15 protein-coding genes are annotated in these 20,483 nt (G+C 71.6%); 5 read left to right on the top strand and 10 right to left on the bottom strand.

Going from position 1 to position 20,483, the window contains the following annotated elements; genetic code table 11:
• Positions 1-254 precede the first annotated feature (254 nt).
• A complete protein-coding gene (adhE, locus tag JOD49_RS17375) occupies positions 255-2,984 on the bottom strand; it encodes a bifunctional acetaldehyde-CoA/alcohol dehydrogenase (protein WP_205308285.1) in 2,730 nt (909 codons plus the stop codon).
• Positions 2,985-3,172: 188 nt separating this feature from the next.
• Between adhE and JOD49_RS17370 the strand changes: the two genes are divergently transcribed.
• Positions 3,173-5,338 (top strand): prolyl oligopeptidase family serine peptidase, encoded by a 2,166-nt coding sequence (locus JOD49_RS17370; protein ID WP_205308284.1) that lies wholly within the window; start codon positions 3,173-3,175, stop codon positions 5,336-5,338.
• 171 nt (positions 5,339-5,509) lie between these two features.
• Here JOD49_RS17370 and JOD49_RS17365 read toward each other — a convergent pair whose 3' ends face one another.
• The 6 genes from JOD49_RS17365 to JOD49_RS17340 all read right to left on the bottom strand — a co-directional run bounded on the left by JOD49_RS17365 (position 5,510) and on the right by JOD49_RS17340 (position 12,377).
• The gene (locus tag JOD49_RS17365; protein WP_205308283.1) at positions 5,510-7,987 is read right to left on the bottom strand and encodes a glycoside hydrolase family 65 protein; all 2,478 of its coding nucleotides are present in this window, start codon (positions 7,985-7,987) and stop codon (positions 5,510-5,512) included.
• Positions 7,987-8,727: an HAD family hydrolase gene (locus tag JOD49_RS17360; protein WP_205308282.1), complete on the bottom strand. Its 741-nt coding sequence runs from the start codon at positions 8,725-8,727 to the stop codon at positions 7,987-7,989. Before JOD49_RS17360 ends, JOD49_RS17365 begins: the two co-directional genes overlap by 1 nt.
• Before the next feature lie 194 nt (positions 8,728-8,921).
• A complete protein-coding gene (locus JOD49_RS17355) occupies positions 8,922-10,112 on the bottom strand; it encodes an ABC transporter permease (RefSeq protein WP_068707225.1) in 1,191 nt (396 codons plus the stop codon).
• Entirely contained in the window at positions 10,109-10,798 is a 690-nt protein-coding gene (locus JOD49_RS17350) for an ABC transporter ATP-binding protein (protein ID WP_205308281.1), read from the bottom strand. Before JOD49_RS17350 ends, JOD49_RS17355 begins: the two co-directional genes overlap by 4 nt.
• Positions 10,795-11,898: an efflux RND transporter periplasmic adaptor subunit gene (locus JOD49_RS20850; RefSeq protein WP_205308280.1), complete on the bottom strand. Its 1,104-nt coding sequence runs from the start codon at positions 11,896-11,898 to the stop codon at positions 10,795-10,797. The genes JOD49_RS17350 and JOD49_RS20850 overlap by 4 nt, the downstream gene beginning before the upstream one ends.
• Entirely contained in the window at positions 11,895-12,377 is a 483-nt protein-coding gene (locus tag JOD49_RS17340) for a hypothetical protein (RefSeq protein ID WP_205308279.1), read from the bottom strand. The genes JOD49_RS20850 and JOD49_RS17340 overlap by 4 nt, the downstream gene beginning before the upstream one ends.
• 195 nt (positions 12,378-12,572) lie before the next feature.
• Here JOD49_RS17340 and JOD49_RS17335 point away from each other — a divergent pair, with 195 nt between their 5' ends.
• Both JOD49_RS17335 and JOD49_RS17330 read left to right on the top strand, forming a co-directional pair.
• On the top strand, positions 12,573-13,238 hold the full coding sequence (locus JOD49_RS17335) for a response regulator transcription factor (protein ID WP_205308278.1): 666 nt from the start codon (positions 12,573-12,575) through the stop codon (positions 13,236-13,238).
• Positions 13,228-14,499, top strand: a complete 1,272-nt coding sequence (locus tag JOD49_RS17330) for a sensor histidine kinase (RefSeq protein ID WP_205308277.1) — start codon at positions 13,228-13,230, stop codon at positions 14,497-14,499. The genes JOD49_RS17335 and JOD49_RS17330 overlap by 11 nt, the downstream gene beginning before the upstream one ends.
• 82 nt (positions 14,500-14,581) lie before the next feature.
• On the opposite strand, the gene JOD49_RS17325 is transcribed toward JOD49_RS17330, so the two are convergent.
• On the bottom strand, positions 14,582-15,646 hold the full coding sequence (locus tag JOD49_RS17325) for a uroporphyrinogen decarboxylase/cobalamine-independent methonine synthase family protein (RefSeq protein ID WP_205308276.1): 1,065 nt from the start codon (positions 15,644-15,646) through the stop codon (positions 14,582-14,584).
• 217 nt (positions 15,647-15,863) lie between these two features.
• Between JOD49_RS17325 and JOD49_RS17320 the strand changes: the two genes are divergently transcribed.
• Positions 15,864-16,424 carry an ester cyclase gene (locus JOD49_RS17320; protein WP_205308275.1) on the top strand — a complete coding sequence of 187 codons (561 nt, stop codon included), beginning with the start codon at positions 15,864-15,866 and terminating at the stop codon, positions 16,422-16,424.
• A gap of 22 nt (positions 16,425-16,446) precedes the next feature.
• On the opposite strand, the gene mnmA is transcribed toward JOD49_RS17320, so the two are convergent.
• Both mnmA and JOD49_RS17310 read right to left on the bottom strand, forming a co-directional pair.
• Complete coding sequence (gene mnmA, locus JOD49_RS17315) at positions 16,447-17,736, bottom strand: tRNA 2-thiouridine(34) synthase MnmA (protein WP_205308274.1); 1,290 nt, start codon at positions 17,734-17,736, stop codon at positions 16,447-16,449.
• The gene (locus JOD49_RS17310; RefSeq protein ID WP_205308273.1) at positions 17,733-19,007 is read right to left on the bottom strand and encodes a cysteine desulfurase family protein; all 1,275 of its coding nucleotides are present in this window, start codon (positions 19,005-19,007) and stop codon (positions 17,733-17,735) included. The genes mnmA and JOD49_RS17310 overlap by 4 nt, the downstream gene beginning before the upstream one ends.
• A 258-nt stretch (positions 19,008-19,265) precedes the next feature.
• On the opposite strand from JOD49_RS17310, the gene JOD49_RS17305 reads away from it, so the two are divergent.
• Positions 19,266-20,339 carry a phosphotransferase family protein gene (locus tag JOD49_RS17305; RefSeq protein WP_205308272.1) on the top strand — a complete coding sequence of 358 codons (1,074 nt, stop codon included), beginning with the start codon at positions 19,266-19,268 and terminating at the stop codon, positions 20,337-20,339.
• The last annotated feature ends 144 nt before the right edge of the window (positions 20,340-20,483 follow it).

Below are 20,483 nucleotides of genomic sequence, written 5' to 3'. Positions count from 1 at the left end.
GCACCCGGGAGCCCGGGCCGGACGCACCAGGCGCACTCCGCCGTCGGACCGTCGCGTGCCCGGACGCAGAGCAGCGCCCCCGCGCTGGAGGACGCGGGGGCGCTGCGAGCGGGACCGAGGCCAAGGGGGATGCCTCGGGCCCGGGATGGGTGGCGCCACCCGGCAGGACGCGCCACCCGACCGTGACCCGTACCGCTCGGGTCGTCGTGCGGGCTACCGGCGTCCGGGCTGCTCCCCGGACGCCGGTGCCCAGCTCACTTCGAGGGCTCGTCCGCGGCGGGGGCCGCGGCCTTCTTCTCGGCAGTCTCGCGGGTTGCCTCCTCGGTGGCCCTGCGCTCGGCACGGACCTCCTCGCGGCTCGTGCCGTAGTACGCCGCGACCATGATGTCCTTCATGTCGTCGAGCATCGGCAGACGGGGGTTCGCGGGGGCGCACTGGTCCTCGTAGGCCCGCATCGACAGGGCGTCGAGGCCGCCGATGAACTCGCGCTCCGAGACACCCTGCTCCTTGAACGAGCGCTCGATCCCGACCTTGGCGCGCAGCTCCTCGACCGCCCGGGCGTAGGACTCGACGGCCTGCTCGGGCGTCGAGGCCGGCAGGCCCAGGTGCTTGGCGATCTGCTGGTAGCGCTCGTGCGCGATGTACTTCTCCGCCTTGGGCCAGCCCGTGACCTTGGTCGGGATCTGCCCGTTGTAGCGGATCGCGTGCGGCAGGAAGATCGCGTTCGTGCGTCCGTGGACCAGACCGAACGTCGAGCCGACCGTGTGGGCCATCGCGTGGACGATCCCGAGGAACGCGCTGCCGAACGCCATGCCGGCGATCGTGGCCGCGTTGTGCATCTTCTCGCGGGCCTCGGGGGCGGCCGCCCCCTGCGTGACGGACGCCTCGATGTGCTCGAAGACCAGCTTGATCGCGTGCAGCGCCAGGCCGTCGGTGAAGTCGTTCGCGTAGACCGACACGTAGGCCTCGGTCGCGTGCGTCAGGGCGTCGAAGCCCGAGTCCGCGGCGAGCTTCGCGGGCATCGTCGCGGTCAGGACCGGGTCGATGATCGCGACCGACGGGGTCAGCGCGTAGTCGGCGAGGGGGTACTTGTACCCGGTCGCGTGGTCCGTGATGACCGCGAACGGCGTGACCTCCGAGCCCGTGCCCGACGACGTCGGGATGCAGACCAGCTTGGCCAGGTCACCCAGGGTGGGGAACTTGAACGCGCGCTTGCGGACGTCGAAGAACTTCTCGCGCAGGTCCGAGAACGCCATCTCCGGGTGCTCGTACTTGAGCCACATGACCTTCGCGGCGTCCATGGGCGACCCGCCGCCGATCGCGACGATCGTGTCGGGCTTGAAGTCGCGCATCATCTCCGCGCCCTTCTCGACCGTCTCGACGCTGGGCTCGGGCTCGACCTGGTCCATGATCTGGATCGAGACCTTGTTGGGCCTGCGGTTCAGGACGTCGAGGACCTTGTCGACGATCCCGATCTGGCTCATGACCTTGTCCGTGACGATGGTGACGCGCTCGACGTCGGGCATCTGGGTCAGGTACTGGATCGAGTTCGGCTCGAAGTACGTCTTCGGCGGGATCTTGAACCACTGCATGTTGTTGTTCCGACGTCCGATCCGCTTGACGTTGATGAGGTTGACGGCCGACACGTTGTTCGACACCGAGTTGTGCCCGTACGAGCCGCACCCGAGGGTCAGCGAGGGGATCAGCGCGTTGTAGATGTCACCGATGCCGCCGAGCGCCGAGGGCTGGTTCCACAGGATGCGGACGGCCTTGACGCGCCGGCCGAACTCCTCCGCGACGTCCTTGTCCTCGGTGTGGATCGCACCCGAGTGGCCCAGGCCGTCGAACTCGACCATCTGCTCGGCGAGCGAGATGCCGTGGTCGGTCGACTCGGCGCGCAGCACCGCGAGGACGGGGCTGAGCTTCTCGCGCGTCAGGGGCTCGGCGGGGCCGACCTGGCTGCACTCCGCGAGGATGATCGAGGTCCCGTCGGGGACCGAGAAGCCTGCCTGCTCGGCGATCCACTGGGGGCTCTTGCCGACGATCGACGCGTTGAGCTTGGCACCGGCGCAGTTCGCCCCGCCGGCCTCGACGCCGAAGATGAAGCGCTCGAGCATCGCCTTCTCCTCGGGGTTCGCGAGGTAGGCGTGCATGTGGGCGAACTCGGCGAGAGCCGCGTCGTAGATCTCGGCGTCGAGGATGACGGCCTGCTCCGAGGCGCACACCATGCCGTTGTCGAAGCCCTTGGACAGGACCACGTCGTTGACCGCGCGGCCGAGCTTGGCGGTCTTCTCGATGTAGGCGGGGACGTTGCCCGCACCGACGCCGAGGGCCGGCTTGCCCGCCGAGTAGGCGGCGCGGACCATGGCGTTGCCGCCCGTGGCGAGGATCAGCGAGACGCCGTCGTTGTTCATGAGTGCCGACGTGGCCTCGAGCGAGGGCTGCTCGACCCACTGGATGCAGTCCTCGGGCGCCCCTTCGGCGACGGCGGCGTCCCGCACGATGCGGGCTGCGGCGACCGAGCACTTCTGGGCGCTGGGGTGGAACGCGAAGATGATGGGGTTGCGCGTCTTGAGCGCGATGAGCGACTTGAAGATCGCGGTCGAGGTCGGGTTCGTGACCGGGGTGATGCCCGCGACCACGCCGACCGGCTCCGCGATCTCGACGATGCCCGTGAGCTCGTCGCGCCCGATGACGCCGACCGTCTTGAGGTTGGCCATCGAGTTCGGCACGTGCTCGCACGCGAAGATGTTCTTGGTGGCCTTGTCCTCGAAGACGCCGCGACCGGTCTCGGAGACCGCGAGCTGCGCGAGGCGGCCGTGCTCGTGGAGCGCCGCGACGGACGCCTTCTTCACGATGCGGTCGATGTCCTCCTGGGTGAAGGCGTCGTACTGCTTGAGCGCCTTGAGGCCACGGTCGACGAGGGCGTCGATCTCGGTGACTCCGGCGGGGGCCTTGGCGGGGGCCTTGCTCGTGCTGCTCACGTTGCTCCTCCAGTGACCCGAGCGGCCGGGTCTGCGTGGTGTCTTTCCCTTGCTTGTGAATACTTTCACAAGGTACGGATAGATGCAAGTGATTCCCGGAGATGTCCTGGAACGCAGCCCGTGCGAGCCGGTCGCCCCCACGATCTCTGCATGCCCGGTCCCGCGGATCGGTCGCCTAGTGTGTTCGCATGAGTGCTGAGAACGCCGTGACCGAGACGCCCACCGGACAGCCGACCACGCCGCACGACCCGTACCTGTGGCTCGAGGAGGTCGAGGGCCGCGAGGCGCTCACCTGGGTCCAGGGCCGCAACGCCGAGACCGCCGCGACGATCGAGGCCACGAGCGAGTTCACCGCTACCGAGCAGGCGATCCGCGAGGTCCTCGACTCCGACGACAAGATCCCCGACGTCTCGAAGATCGGCGAGCACTACTACAACTTCTGGCGCGACGCGCAGCACGAGCGCGGCGTCTGGCGCCGCACGACGCTCGACTCGTACCGCACCGACCACCCCGAGTGGGAGCTCGTGCTCGACCTCGACGCGCTGGGCGAGACCGAGGGGCAGAGCTGGGTCTGGCACGGCGCGAGCGTCCTGCGCCCCGCCCCCGGCGGCGAGTGGCGCCACGCCCTGGTCGACCTGTCCCCGGGCGGCTCCGACGCCGACGTGACCCGCGAGTTCGACCTCGTCACCAAGCAGTTCGTCGCCCCCGAGCACGGCGGGTTCTACCGCGAGGAGTCCAAGGGCGGGCTCGGGTGGATCGACACCGACACGGTGTACGTCTTCACGGACTTCGGACCGGGCTCGATGACCCCCTCGGGGTACCCCCGGATCGTCAAGCGCTGGCGCCGCGGCACCCCGGTCACCGAGGCCACGGTCGTGTACGAGGGCGAGCCCGAGGACATGTACATCTTCGGCTGGCGCACCCACTCCCCCGGCTTCGAGCGCGACTTCGTGGGCCGTTCGATCGCGTTCTACGACAGCGAGACCTACCTCGTCCAGGACGCGGGCACGCCCGACGAGCACCTCGTCAAGATCGACGTCCCGCGCTCGGCCGAGGTCGGCGTCAAGCGCGAGTGGATGCTCGTCGAGCTGCGCGACGACTGGACCGTCGGCGGCTCGACCTACCTCGCGGGGTCGTTGCTCGCGGCCCGCTTCGAGGACTTCCTCGCCGGGGCGCGCGGCTTCACCGTCCTGTTCGAGCCCACGCCCACGACGTCGCTCGCCGGGGCCACCTGGACCGCGCACCACCTCGTGGTCAACGTCCTGGAGGACGTCAAGAACCGCCTGCACGTGCTGACGCCGCCTCCGCGCGCCGAGGACCTGTCCGTACCGTGGACCCGCAGCGAGCTGCCCGGTCTGCCGACCATCGGCACGGTCGTCGTGGGTGCGGTCGACTCCGAGGAGAGCGACGACGTCTGGCTCGTGACGACCGACTACCTCACGCCCTCGACGCTCTCGCTCCTGACGGTGGGCGCGGGCACCGAGCCCGAGGTGCTCAAGTCGAGCCCCACCTTCTTCGACGCCGCGGGCCTGGTCATCGACCAGCACTTCGCGGTGTCCGACGACGGCACGCGCGTCCCGTACTTCGTCGTCGGGCGGGAGGAGCTCGTCCGCCCGGAGGCCGCCGGCGCCGCCGCCGGGACGGACGACGCCCCCGTGGGCGCCGCACCCACGCTGCTCTACGGCTACGGCGGCTTCGAGGTCTCGCTCACCCCTGGCTACTCGGGCGGGCTCGGACGGGCCTGGCTCGCCGACGGCGGCGTGTACGTCGTCGCGAACATCCGCGGCGGCGGCGAGTACGGCCCGGCCTGGCACCAGGCAGCCCTCAAGGCCAAGCGCCACAAGGCGTACGAGGACTTCGCGGCCGTCGCGCGCGACCTCGTCGCCCGCGGCATCACGACCCCCGAGCACCTCGGCATGGAGGGCCGCTCCAACGGCGGCCTCCTCGCGGGGAACATGCTCACGCAGTACCCCGAGCTCTTCGGCGCCGTGATCGTCGGTGTCCCGCTGCTCGACATGCTGCGCTACACGCACCTGCTCGCCGGGGCGTCGTGGGCCGCCGAGTACGGCGACCCGGACGACCCCGAGCAGTGGGAGTTCATCAAGACGTTCTCGCCCTACCACCTGTTCGACGCCGACCGCGAGTACCCGCCCGTGCTCTTCACGACGTCGACCAAGGACGACCGGGTCCACCCCGGTCACGCCCGCAAGCTCGCCGCCAAGATGCTCGCGGCCGGCAAGGACGTGACCTACTACGAGAACATCGAGGGCGGCCACGGCGGCGCCGCGAACAACGCCCAGGCCGCCCACATGGCCGCGATCCACTACCGGTTCCTGCGGGAGCAGCTCGGCTGACCCTGCGGGCTCTGCGGGCTCTGCGGCTGTGCGGGCCGTACGACGTCCGGTACGCGATCGCACCGAGGGGGCGGGTCCCCGTGGGACCCGCCCCCTCGCCAGCGCACGGCGCCCTTCCCCCGGCCCCGGTTCGCCGAGCACCAGGCGCCGGCAGGAACACCAGCCGCAGACCTACGAGTGCGGCACCGTGGCCGTGATGAGCGTCCCGTCCTCACGACGGTTCCCGGTCAGGTCCCGCAGGCTTGGCGTTCCTTCGAGCACCGGGCCCTGACCGTCGAGCGGCACGATCACGGGCTCGCCCGCGGCGACCCGCACGTCCTTGCCCCGCACGACCACCTCGGCGCTCTCGCCCGTCTCGCACACGAACGTGATCGCGTCGGCCGTGACCGTGACCTTGAGCCGTGCCGAGCGCAGCGTGACGCGGAACGTCAGGGACTCCCACGACTGCGGCAGGCGCGGGTCGAAGCTGATGCGACCGCAGTCGTCACGCATGCCGCCGAACCCGAACGCCAGCGCCGACCAGGTCCCGCCGGCCGAGGCGACGTGCACGCCGTCGGACGCGTTGGCGTGACGGTTCTCCAGGTCGACCAGCAGCGAGGACGTGAAGTACTCGAGCGCGAGCTGGTGGTAGCCGACCTCGGCCGCGATGATCGACTGGACCACGCCCGAGAGCGTCGAGTCCCCCGTGGTCAACGGGTCGTAGTACTCGAAGTCGGCGAGCTTCTCCTCGGGCGTGAACTCGGCCCCCTGCAGGAACAGCGCGAGGACGACGTCCGCCTGCTTGAGCACCTGGTAGCGGTAGATGACGAGCGGGTGGTAGTGCAGCAGCAGGGGCCGCTTGTCCGCGGGGGTCGCCGCGAGGTTCCAGATCTCGCGCTCGAGGAAGTGCGAGTCCTGCGGGTGGATGCCCAGGTGCTCGGCGTACGGGATCGACATGCGCTCGGCCGCGTGCTCCCACTCCGCGGTCTCCTCCTGCGAGACCCCGAGCCGGATCGCGAGCCGCTCGTACTCGTGCGGCGCGTCACGTCGCATGGTCTCGAGCGTCTCGGCCGCGACGCGCAGGTTGAAGCGCGCCATGACGTTGGTGAAGAGGTTGTCGTTGACGACCGTCGTGTACTCGTCGGGCCCCGTGACGCCGTGGATGTGGAAGTGGTCGTCCCCGTTGGCCCGCCAGAAGCCGAGGTCGGCCCACATGCGCGCGGTCTCCACGAGGATGTCGACGCCCTCGCGCTCGAGGAAGTCGAGGTCCCCCGTCGCCCGCACGTACTGCATGAGGGCATAGGTCACGTCGGCGTCGATGTGGTACTGCGCGGTGCCCGCGGCGTAGTAGGCCGAGGCCTCCTCGCCGTTGATCGTGCGCCACGGGAACAGCGCACCCTCCTGCGAGAGCTGGCCGGCGCGGCGGCGGGCGGCGTCGAGCATCTGGTAGCGGAAGCGCAGCGCGTTGCGCGCGTACCGCGGGCTCGTGTACGTCAGGAACGGGAGCACGTAGATCTCGGTGTCCCAGAAGTAGTGGCCGCCGTACCCGGTGCCCGTGAGCCCCTTCGCGGGGACACCGTTGCCCTCGGCGCGGGCCGTGGCCTGCGCGAGCTGGTAGATGTTCCACCGCACGGCCTGCTGGATCTCGGGCTGACCCGGGATCTCGACGTCGGAGCGTGCCCAGAACTCGTCGAGGAACTCGCGCTGCTCGGCGTGCTGGAACGCGATGCCCTCGTCGCGCACGCGGTCGAGCGTGCGACGGCACCGGTCGATGAGCTCGCGCGCGGGCACCCCGCGCGACGTGTGGTACGCCACGGTCTTGGTGAGCCGGACCGGCTTCCCCGGCTCTGCCTGGACCCGGTAGACGTGCTTGGCCAGGTCCTCGTCCACCTGGGTGCGCACGTCGTATGTGTTCTCCGTGACCAGGTCGTCGTCCGCGGCGACCGCGATCGTCATGCCCGAGTTGGTGCAGCGGTAGGACAGCACGAGGCGCTCGTCGTCCCCCCACTGGGCCTGCGGCTGCAGGACACGCTCGGTGAACTGGTTGGCCTTGCGGGGGTCGAAGCCCTGCCCCATGGCGGCCGACGGGACGTGGTACTCGTCCTGCCCGTCCTGCCGGTTGAGGATCTGGGACGAGATCGCGATGGGCGCCGGGTCGTCGAGCATCGTGACCTCGAACGTGATGACGGCCAGGTGGCGCTCGACGAACGAGACCATGCGCTCGGACTTCACCAGGACGCGCTTGCCCGACGGCGTGCGCCACAACAGCTCGCGCCGCAGCACTCCGTCGGCCATGTCGAGCGACCGCTCGTAGGAGACGAGGTCAGCGACGGGCAGCAGGAGCGGCTCGTCGTCGACGTAGAGCCGGATGATCTTGACGTCCGGGACGTTGACGATGGTCTGCCCGACCTCGGCGAACCCGTACGCCTCCTCCGCGTGGTGGATGCGCCACGTCTCGTGGAAGCCGTTGATGAACGTGCCCTGCGTGTGGGACTCGCGCCCCTCCTCGACGTTCCCCCGCATGCCGAGGTACCCGTTGCCGACCGAGAAGAGGGTCTCGGTGACCCCGAGGTCGTGCGCGGAGTAACGGTTCTCGGTGAGCCGCCACGGGTCCGCGGGGAAGCGGCTGCGGTCGACCGTGCCGTCGAAGCCGTGCTCGAACCCGGCCATCAGCGGGCCTCCTCGTGCGCCGGGCGGTCCAGCACCGTCGCGTCGAGCTCGCCCAGGTCGGCCACGACCACGTCGGCACCGTGCTCGGTCAGGACGTCGGCCCCGACCCCACGGTCCACCCCGACGACGAGCCCGAAGTCCCCGGCGGCTCCCGCCTGGACCCCCGAGATCGCGTCCTCGATCACGATCGCGGCCGTCGTCGGGACGCCCAGGAGCTGGGCCGCGTACTCGTAGGTCGCGGGCGAGGGCTTGCCGTCGAGTCCCTCCGCGGCCGCGACGGCGCCGTCCACGACGACCTCGAACCGGTCCGCGATCCCCGCGGCCGCGAGGACCGACGGGGCGTTGCGCGACGACGAGACGACCGCGACGAGCGCCCCGGCCGCGGTCACGGCGTCGAGGAACGCGATCGACCCCGGGTACGGGTCGATGCCCTCCTGGACGAACATCGCGTTGACGATCTCGTTCTTCTTGTTGCCCAGCGCGCAGACCGTGCCCTCACCGGGGGCGTCGTCGATCGTGCCCCACGGGAGCTCGATCCCGCGCGAGGCGAGCATCGTGGCGACCCCGTCGAAGCGGGGCTTGCCGTCGATGTGCGCGAAGTAGTCCGCCGAGGTGTACGGCGCGACTCCCCGCTCGGCGCACAGCGGCGCGAACAGGCGCTCCCAGGCGCGCATGTGGACCTCGGCGGTCGGTGTGAGGACCCCGTCGAGGTCGAAGAGGACGGCGTGCAGAGCGGGCATCGCGCTCCTTCGGGAGAGTAGGTGGAGGGAGCGCCGCGAGACATCGGCACCTCTCTCCGAGCCTACGCACCAGAGAGCGTCACAGCGAAAACGGGGGTGAGGGGCGGGTGCCCCGGTCCCCGTCCTGCGGGAGGACCCGGTCGAGCCCCCTCGCGCGCCGTGGGCTGCGCGCGAGGGGGGCTCGTCCGCGACCGTCAGCTGCTCAGCGCCGCGGTCGGCGAGGTGCGGGACGCACGCACGGCGGGCAGGACGCCCGCAACCGCCCCCACGAGGATCGTGACGACGACCCCCAGCACAGGGACCTCGGGGGGGATCGCGAGGCTCCACCCGTTCGTCCTGGCGACGACGGCCGTGATGACCCACCCGAGGGCGGCGCCGGCGACCCCGCCGAGGGCCGAGAGCAGCATCGCCTCGAAGAGGAACTGCACCCGGATGTGCTTGCGCGTGGCACCCAGGGAGCGCCGCAGACCGATCTCCTGGCGACGTTCCAGGACCGAGATGACCATGGTGTTGGCCACCCCGATCCCGCCGACGAGCAGGGCGATCGAGCCCACCCCGACCAGGAGCCCGGTGAAGGCCTGGTCGACCGTGTTCTTCGCGGCGAGGGCGTCCGAGGGGCGGCTGACCTGCACCTGGCTCGGCGAGTCGGGGTGGATCGTCGGCGGCAGAAGCTTGCGCACCTGGGCGACGCTCTCCTCCGTGGACCGCTCGTAGATCGTCGTCGGCGCACCGTCGTGGTCGAAGAGGTCGGAGGCGATCGGTTCGCCGACGAGTGCCGTCGAGTCGAGCTCCGGGGCGAGGGGCGACGACTCGAGGATGCCCACGACGGTGAACGGGTGACCGCCCACCCACACGAGGCTGCCCACCGTGCCGATCCCCAGGCGTTCGGCCGTCCCGCGGCCCAGGACGACGGCCGGGTACTGCGCGGTCGACTCGTTGAGCCACGACCCGTGCATGAGCCGGGCACCGGTCGCCTCGAGCAGGTCGAGGTCGGCGGCCGCCACGGTCAACCCTCCGGTGCGGCCGGGATCGACCTCGGAGCTGCGGAAGATCGTGATCGTGTCGAGCGTGCCGATCGAGCTCACGTGCAGGACGTCCGGGATGCGCCGCACGAGCGCGACCGCGTCCGGTGGGAGGGGCGCGTCCTGGCCGAGGACGTCCGTGCCGGCCGTGACCGTGAGCAGGTTGGTACCCAGCGCGGACAGCTTGTCCTTGATGAGCGCCTGGCTCGAGGTCGAGATGCCGATCACGGAGATCATGGCGGCGATACCGATCGCGATGCCCAAGGACGAGAGGATCGCGCGCATGGGGCGGGCGCGCAGTCCGTGCAGGCCGAGGCTGAAGAGGTCGCCGGGCCGGAGCCTGGAACGGCGGTCGAGGCTCATCGGCTGTCCTCCCGGTCGTCGGAGAGGATCTTGCCGTCGCGGATGCGGACCTGCCGGGGCAGGCGGTCGGCGAGCTCCTGGTCGTGGGTGATGACCACGACCGTGGTCCCGGACCTGTTCAGGTCGTGGAGGATCTCGACGACGCCCTCGCCGGAGGCGGTGTCGAGGCTGCCGGTCGGCTCGTCCGCCAGGAGCAGGCGAGGTTCGCCGACGACGGCGCGCGCGATCGCGACGCGCTGGCGCTCTCCGCCCGACATCTGCCGCGGGTGGTGGTGCAACCGTGCGCCGAGGCCCACGCGTTCGAGAGCAGTGCGCGCCCGGCGACGGCGCTCGCGGGGCGCCAGGCCGGTGTACAGCAGACCGGTCGCGACGTTGTCGAGGGCCGTGACGCCGTCGGACAGGTGGAACTGCTGGAAGATGAACCCGATCGTGTAGGCCCGCAGGGCCGAGAGGCTCGCGTCGCTCATGGCGGTCACGTCGTTCCCGGCGATCCTGGTCGCGCCCGAGGACGCGCGGTCCAGGGACCCGATGATGTTGAGCATGGTCGACTTGCCGGACCCGCTCGGGCCGACGATCGCGACCATCTCACCCTCGTCGATCTTCAGGGTGACTCCACCGAGCGCGACTGTCGGTGGTGACCCGTAGGTGCGGGTCACGTCCTCCAGGTCGATGATCGCGGTGCTCACTTGGCCACCACGATCGTGTCGCCCACCTCGAGGTCGCCCCCGGTCACCTCGACCAGGCCGTTGGCGAACGTGCCGAGCTCGACGGGCACCAGGTGAGTGCTGTCGCCGTCCGAGGTCTCGACGGCGAAGCCGCCCCCCGGCTGCGCGAGCAGGGCCAGGACGGGCACGGTCAGGACGTCGGTCGCGCGGGTCTGGGTGAGCAGGAGCGTGACCGCGACGTTGTCGAGGGACTCGGCCGCAGCCGGGTCGTCGAGCGTGAGGGTCACGGGCACCTTGAGCGTCTTGCCGTCGCCGCCCTCCTGCTCGACGGGTGCCCCCACCTCGGCGACCGTCCCTGTCGTGGAGACGCCTCCCGGGAGGGTGATCGCCACGTTGGTGCCGACGGGGGCGATGGGTGCCTGTGCCTGGTCGAGAAAGGCCTGGACCTGCTTGTCCGGTCCCGTGACGGAGAGGATCTCGGGACCGGCGGTGTCGCCGACCTGCGCCTTGTGCGACTGGACACGGACGTCGACGAGCGAGAAGACGACCCGGCCCAGGTCGATCGTGCCGGTCTGCTCGACCTTCAGCGACTTCTGCCACTTCTTGATCGCGGCCGTCGTGCTCTCGCTGAACGTGGAGTCGGGCTTCGCGACGAAGAAGCCCAGCTGGGCGAGGTTCTGCTCGAGCTGGAGGACGTCGTTCCCCGGGGACATCCCGGCGGTGAACGTGCGCCAGGCGGGCAGGGTCCCTCGCAGCAGGGTCACGGGGAGGTCGTCGATCCGGAACAGCTCCTGACCCACGGTGACCACGGTGCCCGGCGCGGGGAGCCCGGTGATCACCCCGGTGAGCTCCGTCCCCAGGTCGCGTTGCGCGTTGTGGGCCAAGGTGCCCTGGCTCCGGACCTGCTCCGTGAGGTCACCCCGGGTCACGGTGACGGTCTCGAGCTCGAGCCGGGTGCTCGTGGGGTCGGCGGCCGCGGGCGGACGCGTGAGAGCGACCACGCCGACGACGGCCGCGACGGCCGCGAGGGCGCCGAGGGTCGTCAGGATCCAGCGTCGTGCTCGACGAGGGCGGGCGGTGGTGGTCGCCGAGGACTGGTCAGTGGTGGTGGGAGCGCTCACTGGACGGCTTCCTGGCTCTTGGCGTAGCAGGTGTCGACGACGTCGGGGTCGATCTCAGGACCGAGCGCCTCGCTCATGCCCGATCCCTTGACGGGGTCGGGGTAGTCGTAGCCGGCGTCGCGCATGCACGCGGCGAAGGCCAGCTGGGCCTCGAACATCTCGTCCTCGGAGGGCATGTTCTCGTCGACGGGCACCTCGCCGATCTCGTCGATGCAGGCCGTGTACGCGGTGTCGAACGCCGCCGACTCCTCGCTCGTCATCGACGGCGTGGTGCCACCCCCCTCGCTCATGGCGACGAGGTCGTAGCCGGCGTCGAGCATGCAGTCGTCGACGTCCTGCCGCCACTCCTCGATGGTCATCTTGGCGGCTCCCGTGTCGAGCTCGGGGTCGGAGTCCGCAGCAGGGGAGCAGGCCGAGACCGCAAGGAGCAGGCCCGTCCCGAGGACCGCGGTGAGGGAACGGATGGTTGTCGAGCGCACAGTGGTGTCCTTTCGTCGCGTCGAGGTCGGGCGACCTGACGTGCTGCGCCGATCTCATCAAGCCCCTGGTTGCGGAAACGTAAGGTCCGCGCCTTACCTCGACGCAACCTTCTCCGTGGTCTCCTGAGGGTGGGAAGGTCGACGACCGACGAGCACGGTCGCCCGACGCCATGACGGGACGAAGGGTGGACGCAGGTGAGAGTGCTGATCGTGGAGGACGAGGAATACCTGGCCGACGCCGTCAGGACGCGCCTGGCCATGGAGGCGATCGCCGCCGACGTGGCCCCGGACGGGAACGCGGCGCTCCTCGCCGTCGAGCTGTACGACTACGACGTGGTGCTGCTCGACCGGGACATCCCCGGCGTGCACGGGGACGAGGTCTGCCGTCGACTGGCCGCAGACCCGGTCGCGCCCGCGGTCCTGATGCTCACGGCCGCAGGCACGCTCGACGACCGCGTGGACGGTCTCGGTCTCGGCGCCGACGACTACCTGGCCAAGCCGTTCGAGTTCCCCGAGCTCATCGCCCGGCTCCGCGCCCTGAACCGACGCAGCTTCACGTCCCGACCGCCGGTGCTCGAACGACGCGGTGTCCGTCTGGACCCGTTCCGCCGCGAGGTGACGGTCGCGGGCAGACCCGTCACGCTGACCCGGAAGGAGTTCGCGGTGCTGGAGGTGCTCCTGCAGGCGGACGGCGCCGTGGTCAGTGCGGAGACGCTCCTCGAGAAGGCCTGGGACGAGAACGCCAACCCGTTCACGCACGCCGTCAAGGTGACCGTCAGCACGCTGCGGCGCAAGCTCGGCGATCCTGCCGTGATCAGGACGGTGCCGGGTGCGGGGTACGTGATCAGCGATGGCGACTAGTCACGAGCCGACCCCGCGGCCGTCGGACGTCGACGGCGCCGACCCGGAGATCAGGCGCTATCGCCTGACGGTCCGGGCGCGGCTCGCGCTGACCTACTCGATCCTCCTGACCGGCGCCGGCATCGTCCTGCTCGGGATCGTCTACGTCTTCATGCGCTACGTCCCCACCTACGACTTCGCCACGGCCACGACCCCGTCGACCGATGCGACCTCCGCGGTCTCCGGAGCCTCGCCGTTCCCGACCGGTGGCCCGACGGCGCCGGCGGCCGTGGTCGCCCCCGCGTCCGAGCTCGTGGTGACGTCGAGCGACCAGCTCCTCGATCTCCTGCTCGTCATCTCGATCGTCGTCCTCGTCCTCCTGGCGGTGGCGGGCACCGTGGTCGGCTGGGCAGTCGCCGGGCGGATGCTCCGGCCGTTGCGGCACATCAACGCGGCCGTGCATCGTGCCAGCGAGGGCGACCTGGAGCAACGGATCAGGCTCGCCGGTCCGCGGGACGAGATCTCGGAGCTCGCGGAGAGCTTCGACGAGATGCTCGTCCGCCTCGAGCGGTCGTTCACGGCGACGCGACGTTTCGCGGCCAACGCGTCGCACGAGCTGCGGACTCCGCTCGCGACGACCCGAGCCATGCTCGACGTCGCCCTGGCCCAGCGCGACGACCCGCAGGAGCGGGTCGTGTTCGAGCGTCTGCGGTCCATGAACGAACGGAACATCGAGACCGTGACGGCGTTGCTGGACCTCGCCAGGATCGACTCCTCACCTCCCGAGCTCGAGCGGTTCGACCCGACCCAGGTCGTCGCCCAGGTGATCGAGTCGTGCGCCGAGGAGGCAGCGACCCGCGGTGTGCGGATCGAGAACCGTCTGACCGGGACGTCGATCGACGGCGAACCCGTCCTGCTCCGCCAGCTCGTCACCAACCTGGTGCAGAACGGGATCCGGCACAACGTGCCAGGTGGGGTGCTCACGGTCGTCGCCTCGCCCTCCGAGCTTCCCGGAGGAGTGGTGATCGAGGTGGTCAACTCGGGTCCGGTCCTCGATCCCGAGGCCGTCGAGCGACTCACCGATCCCTTCACCCGTGGAGCCGGGCGCACGAGGAGCACGACATCGGACGGACAGGGGCTGGGGTTGTCCATCGTCGTGGCGATCGTCGAGCGATTCCGCGGCGAGCTCCGTCTCACCCCGCGCCCGGAAGGTGGGCTGAGGGCAGTCGTCCTCCTCCCACCCACCTTCCCGACGAGACATCACGACGCTCAGCAGACCTGACTCGCCCACGTCGCCTGTCGGCCTCGACCTGGCGCCCGGTGGAGCCCTCGGGCAGAGAGTCCGCCCGTCCCCGGGCTGCCGCTCAGTCCTGCGCCCGCTCCGCGAGCATCTCCGCGACCCGGCCGAGGTTGCCGAGCATCGCGCGGTTCTCGTCGATGCTCCCGAGCCGTTGCCCCGACCCGAGCCCCACGCCTCCCGGACGCGGCGCGGCGAGGAGCGTGACGTCGTCGAGCCCCGCGGCGGGCAGCCCGATCCGGCGCCACGGCACGGTCACGAGCGACGCGAGCTCGCCGAGGTTCGGCCCCGAGCACTGCGAGACCTTCGCGGGTGGCAGTCCGGCCCAGACCCCGACACCGCGCTCGACCGCGCGCGCGGCCAGCTCCCAGCCCTTCTCGTCCCAGCCGTCGGCCCGGGCCGCGAGGTCCAGTCCCACGGCGTCGGCCCCGGCCAGGACGACGGGAGCGATCCCGACCCACGCGGGCCCCACGTGCACGACGCTGCGCGCGCCGCCGTCGCGCACCGCGGCCAGGACCGCCTCGAGGCCCTCCACGATCGCGGGCCCCTCGACAGGCCGCAAGCGCGAGAACCCGGAGAACGTGGGCAGGACGCCCGCGTTGATCTGACCCAGCAGCGGCTCGGAGACCTGCACCACGAGCTCGGCCCCCGGGACCTGTCGACGCACCTCGTCGAGGTGCGCCCGCACCCCGACGGCGAGCGAGACCGCCAGGTCGGCCCGCGCGCCGCGGTCGGCGAGGACCCGGTCGCCGCGCGTGAGGTACAGCTCCGCGGCGAGCGTCCAGGGCCCCACGACCGACACCGCGAGCGGCCCGACGTAGCCGTGACCGGCGATCGCGAGCGCCCCGAGGTCGTCCCGGAGGAAGGCGCGCGCCCTCCGTTCGTCCATGCCGGGCCGGTCGGCGAGCTTCCAGCCGTGCGGTCCGATCTCGACGGGCAGGTCGGCGAGCAGGGTCGCGGTGCGGCCCACGCCGTCGGCTCCCGGACCCCGCTGGGGCAGGCGTGCCAGGAACGGGACGGGGGTCACGCCCGTGGGGACCTCGGCGAGGTCCCCGAAGATCATCTGCTGCGCCTCGAGGACGTCGGTGCCCTCGCCACCGGGCCACGGCCCGTGGCCGCTGACTGACGTCATGTCCAGGTCTCCTTGCTGTTCGACGTGCTCCCTGACCGGTCCGATGGTCGGACCCGTCCACTGACTTCCCTGACGCTCCCCGCAGAACTCACCCGTGCATCACCCGCACGAACTCTTGCGGTGTCCCTCTCTCCGAGTGAAGGCTGATGAGTATGCACCACAGACCGTGACGACGCGGTGGCCGCTGGACCGACCCCGCCGGACGAGCGAGGCGGACATGAGCAGCAGCAAGCACGAGGCGACCGGGACCACCCTTCCCGGCGACCAGCACCACGAGGCGGCCACGACCGCCGCCACGGCGACCAACAAGGCCACCGCGATCGCGGTCCACACCCAGGCCATCCCCGGGAACCACGCCCAGGCGCTCGCGGCGCTCGTCGCCGCCGACTTCCACAACCACGACCCGGCCCCCGGGTCCTCGGGGGGGCTCGAGGGCCTCGTCGCGACCATGCACTGGTTCTCGGACGCCTTCTCCGACCAGCACGTCGAAGTGTTGCACGCGGTGGCCGAGGGGGACCTGGTCGCGCTGCACGTCGCGTTCAGCGCCCGGCACACGGGGTACTTCCGTGGCCTGGCCCCGACCGGGCGCCACTTCACGGTCCGCGAGATGCACATGCTGCGCTTCACGGACGGGCGCGAGGCCGAGCACTGGGCCGTGCGCGACGACGCCTGGCTCGTGCGCGAGCTCAGCGAGCACGCCGTGGTCCCGACGAGCGCGGTCCTCGCGGCGACGGTCCCCGGTGCCGCGGTGGGGAGCAACGTCCCGGTCGTGGTGTGACGAGAGCACTCGTCCCGGGGGTTCAGCGGACGGTCTGCGCCACGCGCTGCGCCCGGTAGGCCCGCTGGACGGTCGACTGCCCGATCACGCGTGTGCCCTGGTACACGACGAGCGACTGTCCTGCGGCCACGCCGCGCAGTGTCTCGCCCGTGAGCTCGACCTCCATGCGGGCCCCGTCGGCCTGCGCGGCACCGTGCTGGGCGTCGGCCGCGTCGTCGGCCACGTCGTCGGACCTGTCGGCCACGGGCCCGACGACGGCGCGCACCCGCGCGGGCACCGGCACCCCGTGGGCGCGCACCTGGACGGACGCGTCGAACCAGCCGGAGGTACGGACGCGGTCGCCGTCCGGCTCCGACCCCCCGAGCGCGGGCTCCCACCCGGCGGCCGCGAGGACGTCGTCCGCGAGCCACACCGAGCGGTCCCCCTCGATGCGGTCGACCGTGAGCAGCTCGGCCGGACCCACGACGACCCGGTTGGAGACCGGCTCGACCTCGAGCACGTAGCGCGGCTTGCCGTCCGCGGCCGGGCGTCCCAGGGACAGGCCCTTGCGCTGGCCGACCGTGAACGCGTACGCCCCCTCGTGCTCCCCGAGGACCTCGCCCTCGGTGTCGACGATCTCGCCCGTGCGCGCGCCGAGGCGCGCCTTGAGGAATCCCTGGGTGTCGCCGTCGGACACGAAGCAGATGTCGTAGGAGTCGGGCTTGTTCGAGACCGACAGGCCTCGGCGCTCGGCCTCCGCGCGCACCTCGTCCTTGGACGCGAAGCCGCCGAGCGGGAAGATCGACCGGGCCAGACGCTCCTGGCCCATGACCGCGAGCACGTAGGACTGGTCCTTGGCCTCGTTGGGCGAGCGGTGCAGCTCGCGGACGGTGCGTGTCACGGCCTCGCCGTCCGGCCCGGGGACCGTGACCTCACGCGTGAGGACCTGCGCGTAGTGGCCCGTGGCGACCGCGTCGAAACCGAGGGCCGTGGCCTTGTCGAGCAGTGCCTCGAACTTGATGTGCTCGTTGCAGCGCACGCACGGGTTGGGCGTGCGCCCGGCCTCGTACTCGGACAGGAAGTCCGCGACGACCGTGTCCTCGAAGCGCTCCGAGAGGTCCCACACGTAGTACGGGATTCCCAGCACGTCGGCGGCGCGGCGTGCGTCGCCCGCGTCCTCGATCGAGCAGCAGCCGCGCGAGCCCGCGCGGAACTGCTCGCGGTTGCGCGACAGGGCCATGTGCACGCCGACCACCTCGTGGCCGGCCTCGACGGCCAGGGCCGCCGCGACGGCGGAGTCCACACCGCCGGACATCGCTGCCAGGACTCTCATGCCGACCTTCCCTTCGTGCTGATCGCTTCTCGCGCGCCCGGTCGTGTCACCGCACGGGCCGACGACGCGAGCCCGGCGGCCTGGGCGCGCGCCACGACCTGGGGCAGCGCGTCGAGGAGCCGCGCGACGTCGTCGTGCGTCGAGGTCGCGCCGAGCGAGAAGCGCAGCGCGCCACGCGCGTCCTCCTCCGAGACCCCCATCGCGAGCAGCACGTGCGAGGGCTGGGGCACCCCGGCCTGGCAGGCGGAGCCCGTGGACGTCTGCACGCCCGCCGAGTCGAGCAGGTAGAGCAGCGAGTCGCCCTCGGAGCCGGGGAACGTGAAGTGCGCGTTGCCCGGGAGCCGCAAGGACGGGTCGGCCAGGGGGTCGGGGCCGCGCAGCACCGCGTCGGGCACGGTCGCCCGCACGCCCCGGACCAGCTCGTCGCGCAGCCGTGCGAGGTGCTCGGCCCGCTCGGCGCGGGCCGCCGCGACCTCGGTCACGGCGACCGCGAACGCTCGGATGGCGGGGGTGTCGAGCGTGCCCGACCGCACGCCCCGCTCCTGCCCGCCGCCGTGCAGCACGGGCGTGAGGGGCAGTCCGCGCTTGGCGATCAGCGCGCCGACGCCCATGGGTCCCCCGAGCTTGTGGCCCGTGAGCGTCAGGGCGTCGAGGCCGCTCGCCGCGAAGTCGACCGGCACCTGCCCGACGGCCTGCACCGCGTCGGAGTGCACGGGGATGCCGTAGGGGCGCGCGATCTGCACGATCTCGTGGACCGGCTGGATCGTGCCGACCTCGTTGTTGGCCCACATGACCGAGATGAGGGCGACCTCGTCCCCCCTGGTCGCGAGCTCGGCGCGCAGGGCGTCGAGGTCGAGCCGGCCGTCGTCACCGACGGGCAGCAGGACGATCTCCGCCCCCGCGTGCTCGGCCATCCAGAAGGCCGGGTCGAGCACGGCGTGGTGCTCGACGGCCGAGACCAGGATGCGCCGACGGTGCGGCTCGGTGGTCCGTCGGCCCCAGAACAGGCCCTTGATCGCGAGGTTGTCCGACTCGGTACCCCCCGCGGTGAAGATCACCTCGCTCGGGCGCGCGCCGAGCGCGGCGGCCACGGCTTCGCGCGACTCCTCGACGACGCGGCGCGCAGCCCGCCCCGCCGCGTGCAGCGACGACGGGTTGCCGGTCTGGGTGAGCTCCGCGACGAAGGCCTCGAGCGCGGCCGGCGACATGGGTGTCGTGGCGGCGTGGTCGAGGTAGGCGCCGTGCGAGGGCTCGGCGGGCGTGGCGGTCATGAGGCGATCACAGTCGTCCAGTCTACGAAGGTATTCGCGGGCCGCCGCCGCCACAGTGCGGACGAGGCCCGTGAGATCTGTGGAACATTGCTGGACAGCACAGGAAAAACCGATATCTTGACAGATGCTCGTTCGCCCCCAGGATCCCCGCCGACACCCTGCGCCGCCACGCCGCGCAGCCGGGGTCCGCTCGTGAACGGCGACACCTCGATCGCCCCGCCTCCCGTCCCTCCTCACCCCGTGCGAGCGTTCTGCCCCATGCCCGACGACGTCGCGACCTCCCGCGTGGTCCTCTCTCCGCAGGACCCGCGTGCCCATGCGAGCGACCGCCTGCGGTGGGCCATGCTCCCGCGCGAGCTCCGCGACGAGATCGAGGCCACGATGGAGGCGCACGTGGTCGAGGAGATCAGCGTGGTGAGCGGCTTCAGCCCCGGGATGGGGTCGTTGCTGCGTCTGTCGACGGGCGGGCAGGTCTTCCTCAAGGCGGCCCGCTCGCGCGACGAGCGCGAGTGCGCCGACCTGCACCGAGCCGAGGCCCGCATCGCGACCCGCCTGCCCGCGGCCGTGCCCACGCCGCGCTTCCTGTGGGGTCACGGCGACGGCGACTGGATCGTGCTCGCCTACGAGGCGATCGACGGCTACCCGCCGCAGGTCCCGTGGGAGCCCGCCGTGCTCGCGCGAGTTCTCGGAACCCTCGACGACCTGGCACGCATCCCCGGTGCCCGGCAGATCCCGCTCCCCCCTGCCGGACCACAGCTCGCGTCCGCCGCGGTCGGGTGGGGGCGCATGCTGCGTGACCCGTGGGAGCACCTGGGGGCGCTCGCGCCGTGGGCTGCCCGCCGGCTCGTGTCGCTCGCCGAGCTCGAGCTGGGCGTCCTCGTCGCGTGCGAGGGCGAGTCGCTCGTCCACGGCGACATGCGCGCACGGAACCTGACCGTCACGGACGACGCGGTCTACGTCCTCGACTGGCCCTACGCGATGCGCGGGGCCGGCTGGCTGGACCTCGCGCACCTGCTGGTCACGGTCGGGGCGCAGGGCGTGGACGGGATCTTCGACCCGCCCGAGGTGTCCGTCCCGGTCGACGGCGGTCCACCCGCCGTGACCTGGGACGACGCCGAGCGCGCGGGGGCGTGGCTCACGGCGGTGTTCGACGATCATCCGCTCGGTGCCGAGGTGCACCCCGGCGACCTGCGGTCGATCGTCGGCGGGTTCGCGGGCTACAGCCTGGACGTCGCGCGCAAGCCCGCGCCGCGTTCCGACCCGTGCCGGCCCACCGCAGCGCTCGGGCAGGCCGTCTCGGCCCTCGCCTGGCTCGAGCACCTGGGCCTCTGACCCGTCCGGCACCCGACGCACCGCGTCCGCCGGGACGCCCGCCAGCTCCAGGGCGAGCCCGCACGACCGGGGACGTGACGGCGTCGGGCAGGCCACGACTCCGTCTCGACGGGTGCGCCCGGACGCGCGAACGCCCCGGCGGGC

Source organism: Oerskovia jenensis, assembly GCF_016907235.1.
Lineage (GTDB): Bacteria > Actinomycetota > Actinomycetes > Actinomycetales > Cellulomonadaceae > Oerskovia > Oerskovia jenensis.
Note: the sequence above shows the minus strand (reverse complement) of the source record. Positions and strands in the feature narration are given on the sequence as shown.

What these genes read in the sequence shown, in the direction of transcription:
- JOD49_RS17310 (WP_205308273.1), bottom strand. Translation starts at nt 19,007, where the DNA reads ATGACCGCCACGCCCGCCGAGCCCTCGCACGGCGCCTACCTCGACCAC.
- JOD49_RS17305 (WP_205308272.1), top strand. Translation starts at nt 19,266, where the DNA reads ATGCCCGACGACGTCGCGACCTCCCGCGTGGTCCTCTCTCCGCAGGAC.
- JOD49_RS17365 (WP_205308283.1), bottom strand. Translation starts at nt 7,987, where the DNA reads ATGGCCGGGTTCGAGCACGGCTTCGACGGCACGGTCGACCGCAGCCGC.
- mnmA (WP_205308274.1), bottom strand. Translation starts at nt 17,736, where the DNA reads ATGAGAGTCCTGGCAGCGATGTCCGGCGGTGTGGACTCCGCCGTCGCG.
- JOD49_RS17370 (WP_205308284.1), top strand. Translation starts at nt 3,173, where the DNA reads ATGAGTGCTGAGAACGCCGTGACCGAGACGCCCACCGGACAGCCGACC.
- JOD49_RS17360 (WP_205308282.1), bottom strand. Translation starts at nt 8,727, where the DNA reads ATGCCCGCTCTGCACGCCGTCCTCTTCGACCTCGACGGGGTCCTCACA.
- JOD49_RS17320 (WP_205308275.1), top strand. Translation starts at nt 15,864, where the DNA reads ATGAGCAGCAGCAAGCACGAGGCGACCGGGACCACCCTTCCCGGCGAC.
- JOD49_RS17325 (WP_205308276.1), bottom strand. Translation starts at nt 15,646, where the DNA reads ATGACGTCAGTCAGCGGCCACGGGCCGTGGCCCGGTGGCGAGGGCACC.
- JOD49_RS17355 (WP_068707225.1), bottom strand. Translation starts at nt 10,112, where the DNA reads ATGAGCCTCGACCGCCGTTCCAGGCTCCGGCCCGGCGACCTCTTCAGC.
- JOD49_RS17330 (WP_205308277.1), top strand. Translation starts at nt 13,228, where the DNA reads ATGGCGACTAGTCACGAGCCGACCCCGCGGCCGTCGGACGTCGACGGC.